Below are 12489 nucleotides of genomic sequence, written 5' to 3' on the forward strand. Positions count from 1 at the left end.
CGACGGGGGCGACCAGCGGATCGGTCCCGCCCCGAGCGCCACGATCGGGTGATCCCGGTACGGTTGTTGCACACGGTAACGATGGGAGGCGGCCATGCCCCAGGGACGGACCGACGGGAGCGCGGCGATAGCCGGCTTCACGTTGGACGACGCGGTGGCGCTCGCCAGGGCCGCGCACGACGGTCAGTTGGACAAGGGCGGTCACCCGTACATCACGCACCCGCTGCGGGTGATGCGGGAGGTCGAGGGGACCCACACGCGGATGGCGGCGGTGTTGCACGATGTGATCGAGGACACGCCGGTGGGTGCGGACGATCTGCGCGCCGCCGGGGTGCCGGAGCAGGTGGTGGTCGCGGTGATCGCGCTGTCCAAGCTGCCGGGCGAGCCGCTGGAGCGCAGCATGGCCCGCGCGGCCGCGAACCCGATCGCGCTGGTGGTCAAGCGGGCGGACATCGCGGACAACCGGTCCGAGGCGCGTCTGGGTCAGCTCGACCCGGCGACGCAGGTGCGACTGCGCAAGAAGTACGCGCGCTCGATCGAACTCCTGGAGGAGTTCGCGGCGCGCTGAGCGGGCGTCCCGACCGCGGTCGGGACGCCCCGGAACGGGAGAGGCCCCCGCGGCGAGGGACGCCGCGGGGGCCGTTTCGTGGGAGCCGGCCCGTGGGGCGGGCTCCTCGGTCAGACCGTGCCGGGGGGGCCGCCGACCACTTCGACGTGCTTGGCCAGCGGGGTGCCCGAACCGTCCCGACGGGGGTCCGGGGCGGGCAACTCGACCGGCTGGCCCTTGGCGTCGGAGCCGCGGCCGGGCGCCGGGCCCGCCCAGGCCAGGCGCAGCGTGGTCTCGCCCTTGAGGAAGCGCTGGCAGCGCACCCCGCCGGTGGCCCGGCCCTTGCGCGGATACTCGGCGAACGGGGTGACCTTGCAGGTGCCGTGTTCCGCGCCGAACAGCGCGTCGCCGCTGTACGCGGCCACGGTGACCACCACCGCGTCGGCGCCCGGGTCGACCGCGGTGAACGAGAGCACGGACTGCCGGTCGCCGAGCTTGATGCCGGCCATGCCGCCGGCCGGGCGGCCCTGGGGCCGGACCATGGACGCCTGGAAGCGCAGCAGTTGCGCGTCGTCGGTGATGAAGACCAGGTCCTCCTCGCCGGTGCGCAACTCGACCGCGCCCACGATCGAGTCGCCGTCGCGCAGGGCGATCACCTCGAGGTCGTCCTTGTTGGCCGGATAGTCCGGCACGACCCGCTTGACCACCCCCTGCGCGGTGCCGAGCGCGAGCCCGGGGGAATCGGCGGAGAGCGTGGTCAGGCACACCACACGTTCGTCGGACTCCAGGGAGACGAACTCGGACAGCGGGGCCCCGCCGGCCAGGTTCGGCGCGGTCGCGGTCTCCGGGAGCGCGGGCAGGTCGACCACGTTGATCCGCAGCAGTCGGCCGGTACTGGTGACCGCGCCGACCTCGCCGCGCACCGTCGCCGCGACCGAGGAGACCACCAGGTCGTGTTTGGCCCGGCCCCCCTCGGGCGGCAGCGGGCCGCCGGTGGAGGTGCGCGCCAGCAGGCCGGTCGAGGACAGCAGGACCGTGCACGGCGCGTCGGTGACCTGCAGCGGAACCGCCGCGGCGGGGACGTCGGCCGATTCGAGCAGGACCGTGCGGCGCGGCGTGCCGTACTTCTTGGACACCGCGGCCAACTCGTCGGAGACGACCTTCCGCAGCAACTTGTCGTCGTCCAGGATCTTGGTCAGCTCGGCGATCTCGGCGCGCAGCCGCTCCTGCTCGGCCTCCAGTTCGATCCGGTCGAACCGGGTGAGCCGGCGCAGCGGGGTGTCCAGGATGTAGGACGCCTGGATGTCGGACAGCGAGAAGGTCTCCATCAGGCGTTCCTTCGCCTGGGCGGAGTTGTCGCTCGAGCGGATCAGCTCGATCACGCGGTCGATGTCGATCAGCGCGACCAGCAGGCCGTCGACCAGGTGCAGGCGCTCCTGGCGCTTGCGGCGGCGGAACTCGCTGCGCCGGCGGACCACCTCGAAGCGGTGGTCCACGTAGACCTGGAGCAGTTCCTTCAGCCCGAGGGTGAGCGGCTGGCCGTCGACCAGGGCGACGTTGTTGATGCCGAACGTCTCCTCCATCGGCGTCAGCTTGTAGAGCTGCTGGAGGATCGCCTCGGGGTTGAAGCCGTTCTTGATCTCGATGACCAGGCGCAGCCCGTGCGAGCGGTCGGTGAGGTCCTTCAGGTCGGCGATGCCCTGGACCTTCTTGGACTGCACCAGCTCCTTGATCTTGGCGATCACCCGCTCCGGGCCGACGTTGTACGGCAGTTCGGTGACCACGATGCCCTTGCGGCGCGCGGTGACCGACTCGACCGTGGCGGTCGCCCGGATCTTGAAGGTGCCGCGGCCCTTCTCGTAGGCGTCGCGCACACCGCCGAGGCCGACGATGCGACCGCCGGTGGGCAGGTCGGGGCCGGGCACGTGGCGCATCAGGTCGTCGAGGTCGGCGGTGGGGTGGCGGATCAGGTGCCGGGCGGCGGCGACCACCTCGACCAGGTTGTGCGGCGGCATGTTGGTCGCCATGCCGACCGCGATCCCGGACGCGCCGTTGACGAGCAGGTTCGGGAACGCGGCGGGCAGCACGCCCGGTTCCTGCTCCTGGCCGTCGTAGTTGGGGCCGAAGTCGACGACGTCCTCGTCGATCGAGTCGACCATCAACATCGCGGCCGTGGACAGCCGGGACTCGGTGTAGCGCATCGCGGCGGGCGGGTCGTCGCCGCCGAGGGAGCCGAAGTTCCCGTGGCCGTCGATCAGCGGCAGGCGCATCGAGAACGGCTGCGCCATGCGCACCAGGGTGTCGTAGATGGGGCCGTCACCGTGCGGGTGCAGCTTGCCCATCACCTCGCCCACGACGCGGGCGCACTTGACGTAGCCCTTGTCGGGGCGAAGGCCCATCTCGGCGGCCTGGTACAGGATGCGGCGATGCACGGGCTTGAGCCCGTCGCGGGCGTCCGGCAGTGCCCGCGAGTAGATCACCGAGTAGGCGTACTCCAGGAAGGAGCCCTGCATCTCGTCGACGACGTCGATGTCGAGGATGCGTTCCTCGAAGTCGTCGGGTGGCTGCGGACCGGAGGTTTTCGTACTACGGCGGGCCATGCGCGGCGTTGCTCCTTTGCTTCTTCGGGCCGGCGCCGGGCCGTGTCTCCCGTGTCCGCCCGAGGGCGGCGCGGCCGGGGACGGCCCGCACGGCGTGCCCATTGTGGCGCGCCGGTGCGACATGTGAGTGCATCGACCCGGGTGACAGCGTGCTTGGGGGCCGTGCGAGGGGGGAAGGACAGCCCTTTGGCCCACGGTTGTGCCGCAGTTCCCGGCCGCCGTTCGAGCAGGAGAAAGAAGGGTTCCGCGCGATGGACGACAAGCAGATCCGCGACCGCATCACCGACATGGTCGAGCAGGAGCGTGCCCTGCGCGACCGACTTGCGCAAGGCGCGCTCACCACCGACGAGGAACACGGGCGGCTCGCGGAGGTGGAGGCCGAACTGGACCGGTGCTGGGATTTGCTGAGGCAGCGTCAGGCGTTGCGCGACGCCGGCGCGGATCCGGGGACGGCCGCGGCGCGTCCCGCGCGCCAGGTCGAGGGTTACCAGCAGTAGCCCGCACGCCCCGCTTCGCCCGTCGCGAACAGCCCCGCGCGTGGGAGTCGAACGGGTCCCGCGCGTCGTTAGGGTGAGGGTGGCCGCCGTCGCGGCGGTCACCCTCCAGGAGAGGACGGATGGGCTTATGGCAGGACCGGCGACTGCATCGTTGGGGTTCACCGCGACCACGCACACCCTCGGCAACGGGCTCCGCGTGGTGCTCTCGGAGGACCACGTCGACCCCGTGGCCGCCGTCTGCCTCTGGTACGACGTGGGTTCACGGCACGAAAGGCCCGGGCGGACCGGGCTCGCGCACCTCTTCGAGCACCTGATGTTCCAGGGTTCGGCCAACGTGCACGGCAACGAGCACTTCGAGTTCGTGCAGTCCGCGGGTGGTTCGCTCAACGGCACCACCAGCTTCGAGCGCACGAACTACTTCGAGACGATGCCCGCGCACCAGGTGGAGCTCGCACTGTGGCTGGAGGCGGACCGCATGGGCGGGCTGCTGCAGGCGCTGACCGAGGAGAGCCTGGACAACCAGCGCGACGTGGTCAAGAACGAGCGCCGGCAGCGCTACGACAACGTGCCCTACGGCACCGCGTGGGAGCGGCTGGTGGCGATGGCCTTCCCCGAGGGCCACCCGTACCACCACATGCCGATCGGCTCGATGGCCGACCTGGACGCCACCTCCCTGGAGGACTGCCGGGCCTTCTTCCGGACCTACTACGCGCCGAACAACGCGGTCCTGGCGATCGTCGGCGACGTGGACCCGGAGCAGACGCTGGCCTGGGTGGAGAAGTACTTCGGCACGATCCCCGCGCACGACGGCAAGCCGGTGCCGGCCGACGGCGCGCTGGCGCCGGTGATCGGCGCGGAGTTGCGCGAGACGGTGCACGAGGAGGTGCCCTCGCCCGCTCTGATGGCCGCCTACCGGATGCCGGCCGACGGCACCCGGGGCGCCGACGCGGCCGACATCGCGCTGACCGTGCTCGGCGAGGGGGAGAGTTCGCGGCTGAACACCCGCCTGGTGCGGCACGACGAACTCGCGGTGTACGCCGGGGTCGGTCTGATGCGGCTGTCCGGGACCGCGTCGGTGGCCATGCTCGACGTGAAGGCGTCCGGCTCCGGCGCGGTGTCGGCGATCGACGCGGCGCTGGCCGAGGAGTTCACCCGGTTCGCCGAGGAGGGCCCCACCCCGGCCGAACTCGAGCGCGCGCAGGCCCAGTTGGAGCGCGCCTACCTGGACACGATGGCCACCGTCGGTGGTCGGGCCGACGAACTGTGCCGCTACGCGACGCTGTTCGGCGACGCGAACCTGGCGTTCACCGCGCTGGATCGGCTGCTGGACATCACGGCCGAGGAGGTGCGGGCGGTGGCCGCCGAGCGCCTGGTGCCGGACAACCGTGCGGTGCTCGTGTACGAACCGACCGACGACGCGGACGAGAACGAGGAGCAGGTCGCGTGACCCAGACCGGCGAGATGGTGTTCCACCCGCGCCCCGGCGCGGGAGCGGCCCGCGAGTGGACCTTCCCGGCGCCCGAGCGCTCGGTGCTCGGCAACGGCCTCGCGGTGTTGCGGGTGGACCGGCCCGGGCAGAAGGTGGTGGCGGTCGAGCTGGTGCTCGACTCGCCGCTGGCCGCCGAGCCGACCGAGTGCGAGGGCGTCGCCACGATCATGGCGCGCGCGTTCACCGAGGGCACGGACCGGATGGGCGCGGAGGAGTTCGCCGCCGAACTGGAGAGCTGCGGCGCGACGATCGACACCGACGCCGACCACCCGGGTGTGCGGGTCGCGCTCGACGTGCCTGCCTCGCGCCTGGAGCGGGCCCTGGGACTGCTCGCGGACGCGGTCCGGGCACCGGCCTTCCCGGCCGCCGAGGTGGACCGTCTGGTGCGCCAGCGGCTGGACGAGATCGTGCACGAGATGGCCAGCCCGCCCCGGCGCGCGGCGTTCGCGCTGAACGCGACGCTGTTCGACGACGCGGTGCGGCTGTCCCGGCCGCGCGCGGGCACCGCGGAGAGCGTCGCGCGGGTGGACCGGGCGGCGGTGTGGGACTTCTTCACCGCGCACGTGCGCCCGAGCACCGCCACCCTCGTGGTGGTCGGCGACTTCGCCGGCGTCGACGTCACCGGCGTGCTGGAGCGCACCATCGGCACCTGGAGCGGGTCGGCCGCCGAGCCCTCGCGGCCGGGTCCGGTGGTCGCCGACGACCACGCGCGCGTGGTGATCGTGCACCGCGCCGGCAGCGTGCAGACGCAGCTGCTGGTCGGCCGGATCGGCCCGGGCCGCGAGGACGCCTCGTGGCCGGCGCTGACCATCGGCACCTACTGCCTCGGCGGCACCCTCACCTCGCGCCTGGACCGGGTGCTGCGCGAGGAGAAGGGCTACACCTACGGCGTGCGCGCGGCGAACCAGTCGCTGCCGAACGGCTCGCTGCTCGCCATCCACGGCTCGGTGGAGACCGACGTCACCGGACCGGCCGTCGCGGACCTGGTCACCGTGCTGCGCACGCTCGCCGCCGAGGGCCTGACCGACGGCGAGCGGGACGCGGCCGTGCAGAGCATCGTGGGGGTCGCGCCGCTGAAGTACGTGACGCCGCGCGCGGTGTGCGACTCGCTCGCCGACATGGCCGCCGAGCGGCTGCCCGACGGCTACCTGCCCGAGCTCTACCTGAAGCTGGCCGACGTGGCCACCAAGGACGCCGCCGAGGCGGCCTCGGGCGGGTTCGATCCCGCGCGCCTGGTGGCGGTGCTGGTCGGCGACGCGGACAAGATCCGCGAGCCTCTGGAAGCCCTCGATCTGGGACCGGTCACGGTCGTCGAATAGGGCGCTGCGGCGGTGGGCGGACCACAACGGTCGGCCCACCGCCAACCGGGATCCCCCCGGACACTTACGGTAGACCCATGACTCAGCCGTTGCCGGGCGCCGGGCCCGGAGAGACGACAGCCATCCCGCCGGTCGACAGACCCGACGGGAAAGAAAGCGAACCGAACGTGCGCCTCGGGGTGGGACTGACCACCGCGGACGTCGCGGAGCGGGTCGCCCGGGGCGACGTCAACGACGTCCCCGTGCGGTCGAGCCGATCCACCACCGAGATCGTCAAGGCGAACGTCTTCACCCGGTTCAACGCCGTCATCGGCGTGCTCTGGCTGATCATCCTGTCCGTCGGGTCGGTCAAGGACGGCCTGTTCGGCTTCGTGATCATCGCCAACACCGGGATCGGCATCATCCAGGAGATGCGCGCCAAGCGCACCCTGGACCGCCTCGCGGTGATCGGCGAGTCCAAGCCGGTGGTGCGCCGCGACGGACGGGCCGTCGCGCTGTCCCCGTCCGAGCTGGTGCTCGACGACGTGATCGAACTGGGCGCGGGCGACAAGGCCGCCGTGGACGGCGTCGTGGTCGAGGCCGACAACCTCGAGATCGACGAGTCGCTGCTCACCGGCGAGGCCGACCCGGTGATCAAGCGCCCGGGCGACCCGGTGATGTCCGGCAGCTTCGTGGTGGCCGGCAACGGCGCGTTCACCGCGACCCGGGTGGGTCGCGAGGCGTACGCCGCGCAACTGATGGAGGAGGCCAGCAAGTTCACGCTGGTGGCGTCCGAGCTGCGCAACGGGATCAGCACGATCCTCAAGTACGTCACCTGGATCCTCTTCCCGGCCTCGATCGCCCTGATCATCAGCCAGTACCGGCTGGAGGACACCACCTGGCGCGAGGCGGTGACCCGGATGATCGCGGGCATCGTGCCGATGGTGCCCGAGGGCCTGGTGCTGCTCACCTCGCTGGCCTTCGCGGTCGGCGTGGTGCGCCTGGGCCGCAAGCAGTGCCTGGTCCAGGAGTTGCCCGCGATCGAGGGCCTGGCCCGGGTCGACGTGGTGTGCCTGGACAAGACCGGCACGCTGACCGAGGGCGGGATGAACGTCGCCGAGGTCCGCGAACTGGCCCAGGGCCTGCCGGTGCGCCCCGCGCTCGGCGCGCTCGGCACCACCGAGCCCCGGCCGAACGCGAGCCTGGCCGCGATCATCGACGAGTGCCCGGCCGAGCAGGGCTGGACCTCGGTGGAGAGCGTGCCGTTCTCCTCGGCGCGCAAGTACAGCGGGGCGACCTTCGAGGTGGCCGGTGCCCGTGCCACGTGGCTGATCGGCGCCCCCGAGGTGCTGGTGACCACGCAGGCGCACGGCGACCTGCTCGCCGAGGCCGAACGCCTGGGCGCACAGGGCCTGCGAGTGCTGCTGCTCGTGCGTACCGACGCCGCGCTCGCGGACACGGTCGACGCCCTGGTCGGCGGCCCCGACGGCGCCGACGTGACGCCCGCCGCGCTGGTCGTGCTGGAACAGCGGCTGCGGCACGACGCGGGCGCGACGCTGGACTACTTCGCCGACCAGGGTGTGGCCGCCAAGGTCATCTCCGGGGACAACGCGATCTCGGTCGGCGCGGTGGCCGCCAAGCTCGGCATCAAGGGCGCCGACCACCCGGTGGACGCCCGGACGTTGCCCACCGACCAGAACGAACTGGCCGACGTGCTGGAGGCCAACACGGTCTTCGGCCGGGTCACCCCGCAGCAGAAGCGGGACATGGTCGCGGCGCTCCAGTCGCGCGGCCACAACGTGGCGATGACCGGCGACGGCGTCAACGACGTACTCGCGCTCAAGGACGCCGACATCGGCGTGTCGATGGGCTCGGGCAGCGAGGCCACCAAGGGTGTCGCGCAGATCGTGCTCCTCGACAACAGCTTCGCCACGCTGCCGTCCGTGGTCGGCGAGGGTCGTCGGGTGATCGGGAACATCGAGCGGGTCTCGAACCTGTTCCTGACCAAGACCGCCTACTCGGTACTGCTGGCCATCCTGGTGGTCATCGCCAACGTGCCGTACCCGTTCCTGCCGCGCCACCTGACGCTGCTCGCCTGGTTCACCATCGGCACGCCGGCGTTCTTCCTGGCCCTGGCACCGAACAAGGAGCGGGCCCGCGCGGGCTTCGTCAAGCGGGTGTTGCGCTACTCCGGACCCTCCGGCGTGATCGCGGGCACCGCGACGTTCACCGCGTATCTGCTGGCCCGCTCGCACTACGGCGCGACGGACGCCACCCGTACGGCGGAGACCTCGATCGCGACGCTCACGTTGTTCCTGGTCGGCCTGTGGGTGCTGGCGATCATCGCGCGACCGTACACCTGGTGGCGGATAGCGCTGGTCCTGGTGATGGGCGCCGGATTCGCCGTGGTGCTGACGGTGCCCTGGCTGCAGCGGTTCTTCGAACTCAAGCTGGTCGGCACGCAGATGCCGTGGACGGCGGTCGGCCTGGCGATCGCGGCGGGGCTGCTCCTGGAGGTGGTTGCCTTTTGGAACAAGCGCCGATTGGCTCAGGAGGTCGCGGTGGTGGGGGCGGGCTCTGTGTCGGTGTGATGGTGTGATGGGTGGGAGCGCCGCCCCGGTCGTTCGGTGATTCGGGGTGGTGCTGTTTTTTGGGCGCTTCGCGCCGGCTCGCGAGGGACCACTTTTTTCTCTCCCCCGCTTCGCTCCTCCGAGAAAAAAGCGGCCCCTCGCTCGGGGCCGGCTGTCCCTCCGCTTCGCTCCGGGCCATCCGACCCAAGTTCTGCGGCTCCGCCGCTCTCCGCGCTGCGCGCGTCGATCGCGTGGGCGGCCCGGGGCGGGGGCGCTGACGCGCCATGGGGGTTCGGGCGCGGGGTGGGGTGGGGGGTGCTGACGTTCCATGGGGGTTCGGGGGCGGGGCGTTGGTGGGTTGGGGCGTGGTGGGTGGGGGTGGGGGTGGTGGGTTAGGGGGTGGGGCGTTCTGTGAGGGCTACGGCGGTGCCGAGCAGGGCTGAGCCGGCGGCCAGGGTTGCGATGAAGGCGCGGTGGCCTCGGGGGAGGGCCTTGGCGTGGGTGGCGGTGATCAGGACGTCGCCGAGGTCGGCGGCCGCCGCGGTCAGGGCCCACAGGCGGACCGGTTCGCCGCGTGCCGCCGCGACCATGGTTCCGACGCCGAGTGCCACATCGCGCCCGCCCAGCGCGCGGGCGAACACCAGCGCTCCGACGCGGTCCGCGTCGTCGCCGATCCAGGGGCGGGCCACCCGGGGCGGGTCGAGCAGCGCGACCACCCCCAGTGCCGTGCGGGCGCCGCCCCAGGCGAGCGCCGCCGCCCGCCCGAGCCGGTCGAAGTCACCTGCGGTAATCGTCACATCCGGCACGGTATCGCTCCCACGCCACTTCGGCGGCAGCCCATTTCGTGCATTAGCCTCGCCCTGCCGACACACGCACCGGCAACATCGAGCGAGCGGCGCCGTCGTGACGTCCCGTCACGCGTCCACGGGGGTGGAGGAAGGCGCCGGGTCGCCACACGGGGATGGAGAACCAGTTGTACCTGCGCAAGCCTGCCCTCTCGGGACTGCTCGTCGCCGCGTCCGTCATCGCTCTTTCGAGCGGCTGCGGCCTGGCCGACAAGGTCAAGGGTGACGACGACAAGAAGAAGGATCCGACCACGGCCGCGCCCCAGGCGGGCGGCAGCACGGGGAACGCGACCGGAGGCGCGACCGGCGCCCCCGCCACGGCGCCCGGCGGTGGCAAGGGCACCGCGCCGGCGACGGCTCCGGGCACCACCAAGCCCGGCGGGACCGGCAACCTCGACCCCAAGGCGTTCTGCGAACTGCTCACGCCCGCCGAACTCAAGGGCGTGCTGAACACCGAGGTCACCCGCACCAAGAACGACGAAACGCTGCGCACCTGCCGCTACTACGGGCCCGGCGACTCCGGCCTGGTGACCCTGCAGTACTTCGTCCGCAGCGGCAAGCTCGCCGACACGCCGGAGAGCGTGGTGGCCAAGAACGAGATGTCGAAGTACGGCAAGCCGATCACCGACCTCGGCGCGATCCCCGCGCTGTACGTGCCCGGCACCGGCAGCTACCCGGCGCCCAGTGTCCCCGAGGTCTACTTCGCCAAGACGCACGGCGACGTGATCGTCGACATGCACGTCAGCCTGGCACCGCCCGCGAAGGACCTGCCGCGCGCGCAGCACATCGCGATCGCGAAGATCATCGCCGACAAGCTCTGACCGCGGCGCGGGGGCCGGCCTCGGCCCGGCCCCCGCGCGATCCCGGTTGTTCGTACGCCCGGGATCAACTGCCCTTGAGCTCGGGAAAGTCCTCCTCGAACCATTCCAGCGGGCCGCGCGAGGCCAGGTCCTCGTCGTGCAACTCGCGCTCGCGACCCCGCAGTTCGACCCGGCGGATCTTGCCGGAGATGGTCTTGGGCAACTCCGCGAACTCGAGCCGACGCACCCGCTTGTACGGCGAGAGCACCGCACGCGCGTGCCGCAGGATCGCCAGGGCCGTCTCCCGGGTGGGCTCGTGCCCCGGGGCGAGCACCACGTACGCCTTGGGCACCGCGAGTCGGACCGGATCGGGCGAGGGCACCACGGCGGCCTCGGCCACCGCGTCGTGCTCGATCAGTACGCTCTCCAACTCGAACGGCGAGATCCGGTAGTCGGACGCCTTGAACACGTCGTCGGAGCGGCCCACGTAGGTGATGTAGCCGTCCGCGTCCCGGGTGCCGACGTCGCCGGTGTGGTAGAAACCGTCGCGCATCGACTCGGCCGTGCGCTCCGGGTCGTCGAGGTAACCCGCCATCAGACCCAGCGGGCGCGCGGCCAGTTCGAGGCAGATCTCGCCCTCGGCGTCGGTGCCGGTGACCACCTCGCCGGAGATCGGGTCGACCAGCGCCACCGTGTATCCGGGCAGCGGGCGGCCCATCGACCCCGGACGGACCTCCTGCCCGGGCGCGTTGCCGATCTGCGCGGTGGTCTCGGTCTGCCCGAAGCCGTCGCGGATGGTCAACCCCCAGGCGGCCCGCACCTGTTCGATCACCTCGGGGTTCAGCGGCTCGCCCGCGCCGATCACCTCGCGCAGCGAGGTGCGCCACGCGCCCAGGTCCTCCTGGACCAGCATCCGCCACACGGTCGGCGGCGCGCAGAACGAGGTCGCCCCGCAGCGCACCACGGTGTCCAGCAACGGGCGGGCGGCGAACCGCTCCTGACGCACGATCAGGATCGTGGCGCCGGCGTTCCAGGGGGCGAAGAAGTTGCTCCACGCGTGCTTGGCCCAGCCGGGCGAGGAGATGTTCAGGTGCACGTCGCCGGGGCGCAGGCCGATCCAGTACATGGTGGACAGGTGCCCGATCGGGTAGCTCGCCTGGGTGTGCCCGACCAGCTTGGGCTGCGCGGTGGTGCCGGAGGTGAAGTAGAGCAGCAGCGGATCGCTCGCGGCGGTCGGCCCGTCGGGCGCGAACGGGGCGTCGGACTCCCACGCGTCGGCGAACGACGACCAGCCCTCGGTCGGCTCGCCCACCACGATCCGGGTCCACTCGCCCGGCACCTCGGCGAAGCCCGCCGTCACCGCCGACTCGGCGATCACGTGCGCGACGCCGCCCCGGGTGACCCGGTCGGTCAGGTCGGCCGGCGCCAGCATCGTGGTGGCCGGGATGATCACCGCGCCGAGCTTCATCGCGGCCAGCATCGCCTCCCACAACTCGACCCGGTTGCCGAGCACGAGCAGGATCCGGTCGCCGCGCCGCACCCCCCGCGTCCGCAACCACCCCGCGACCCGGTCGGAACGCCGGGACAACTCGGCGAAGGAGACCTTGGTGTCGGTGCCGTCCTCGGCCACGATCCACAGCGCGGTGGCGTCGTTGTCGCGGGCGATCGCGTCGAACCAGTCGAGCGCCCAGTTGAATTCGGTGGGTTCGGGGCGCGGGAAGTCCCGGCACGCGGTGGGCTGGTCCTCGCGGTGTTCGAGCAGGAAGTCGCGCGCAGCGCGAAACGCCTCGGTCGCACCCGTCGTCATCGCCGAATTCCTCCGTCTGTCGTGTGGTCTCGCTGT

At 71.9% G+C, this 12489-nt stretch carries 9 protein-coding genes; 6 read left to right on the forward strand and 3 right to left on the reverse strand.

Going from position 1 to position 12489, the window contains the following annotated elements; all coding sequences use genetic code 11:
- The first annotated feature begins 94 nt into the window (after window positions 1–94).
- Window positions 95–568, forward strand: coding sequence for an HD domain-containing protein (locus tag EMA17_RS37760; RefSeq protein ID WP_126641726.1), 474 nt, complete (start codon window positions 95–97; stop codon window positions 566–568).
- Window positions 569–678: 110 nt separating this feature from the next.
- On the opposite strand, the gene EMA17_RS37765 is transcribed toward EMA17_RS37760, so the two are convergent.
- Entirely contained in the window at window positions 679–3147 is a 2469-nt protein-coding gene (locus EMA17_RS37765) for a DNA gyrase/topoisomerase IV subunit A (RefSeq protein WP_126641727.1), read from the reverse strand.
- 251 nt (window positions 3148–3398) lie between these two features.
- On the opposite strand from EMA17_RS37765, the gene EMA17_RS37770 reads away from it, so the two are divergent.
- From EMA17_RS37770 to EMA17_RS37785, 4 genes are all read left to right on the forward strand, one after another.
- The gene (locus tag EMA17_RS37770; RefSeq protein ID WP_126641728.1) at window positions 3399–3644 is read left to right on the forward strand and encodes a DUF2630 family protein; all 246 of its coding nucleotides are present in this window, start codon (window positions 3399–3401) and stop codon (window positions 3642–3644) included.
- A 127-nt stretch (window positions 3645–3771) separates the two neighbouring features.
- Window positions 3772–5091 carry a M16 family metallopeptidase gene (locus EMA17_RS37775; RefSeq protein ID WP_126641729.1) on the forward strand — a complete coding sequence of 440 codons (1320 nt, stop codon included), beginning with the start codon at window positions 3772–3774 and terminating at the stop codon, window positions 5089–5091.
- Window positions 5088–6452 carry a M16 family metallopeptidase gene (locus EMA17_RS37780; protein WP_126641730.1) on the forward strand — a complete coding sequence of 455 codons (1365 nt, stop codon included), beginning with the start codon at window positions 5088–5090 and terminating at the stop codon, window positions 6450–6452. Before EMA17_RS37775 ends, EMA17_RS37780 begins: the two co-directional genes overlap by 4 nt.
- 77 nt (window positions 6453–6529) lie before the next feature.
- On the forward strand, window positions 6530–9022 hold the full coding sequence (locus EMA17_RS37785; RefSeq protein ID WP_246127164.1) for an HAD-IC family P-type ATPase: 2493 nt from the start codon (window positions 6530–6532) through the stop codon (window positions 9020–9022).
- A 371-nt stretch (window positions 9023–9393) separates the two neighbouring features.
- On the opposite strand, the gene EMA17_RS52190 is transcribed toward EMA17_RS37785, so the two are convergent.
- Window positions 9394–9798, reverse strand: a complete 405-nt coding sequence (locus EMA17_RS52190) for a hypothetical protein (protein WP_160161715.1) — start codon at window positions 9796–9798, stop codon at window positions 9394–9396.
- A 164-nt stretch (window positions 9799–9962) separates the two neighbouring features.
- Between EMA17_RS52190 and EMA17_RS37800 the strand changes: the two genes are divergently transcribed.
- Entirely contained in the window at window positions 9963–10667 is a 705-nt protein-coding gene (locus EMA17_RS37800; RefSeq protein ID WP_126641733.1) for a hypothetical protein, read from the forward strand.
- A gap of 64 nt (window positions 10668–10731) precedes the next feature.
- Here EMA17_RS37800 and EMA17_RS37805 read toward each other — a convergent pair whose 3' ends face one another.
- Window positions 10732–12453 carry an AMP-binding protein gene (locus EMA17_RS37805; protein WP_126641734.1) on the reverse strand — a complete coding sequence of 574 codons (1722 nt, stop codon included), beginning with the start codon at window positions 12451–12453 and terminating at the stop codon, window positions 10732–10734.
- Between the last annotated feature and the right edge of the window lie 36 nt (window positions 12454–12489).

This window comes from Embleya hyalina, assembly GCF_003967355.1.
GTDB classification, from domain to species: Bacteria; Actinomycetota; Actinomycetes; order Streptomycetales; family Streptomycetaceae; genus Embleya; species Embleya hyalina.

What these genes read in the sequence shown, in the direction of transcription:
- EMA17_RS37760 (WP_126641726.1), top strand. Translation starts at nt 95, where the DNA reads ATGCCCCAGGGACGGACCGACGGGAGCGCGGCGATAGCCGGCTTCACG.
- EMA17_RS37785 (WP_246127164.1), top strand. Translation starts at nt 6,530, where the DNA reads ATGACTCAGCCGTTGCCGGGCGCCGGGCCCGGAGAGACGACAGCCATC.
- EMA17_RS37775 (WP_126641729.1), top strand. Translation starts at nt 3,772, where the DNA reads ATGGCAGGACCGGCGACTGCATCGTTGGGGTTCACCGCGACCACGCAC.
- EMA17_RS37800 (WP_126641733.1), top strand. Translation starts at nt 9,963, where the DNA reads ATGGAGAACCAGTTGTACCTGCGCAAGCCTGCCCTCTCGGGACTGCTC.
- EMA17_RS37765 (WP_126641727.1), bottom strand. Translation starts at nt 3,147, where the DNA reads ATGGCCCGCCGTAGTACGAAAACCTCCGGTCCGCAGCCACCCGACGAC.
- EMA17_RS37770 (WP_126641728.1), top strand. Translation starts at nt 3,399, where the DNA reads ATGGACGACAAGCAGATCCGCGACCGCATCACCGACATGGTCGAGCAG.
- EMA17_RS37805 (WP_126641734.1), bottom strand. Translation starts at nt 12,453, where the DNA reads ATGACGACGGGTGCGACCGAGGCGTTTCGCGCTGCGCGCGACTTCCTG.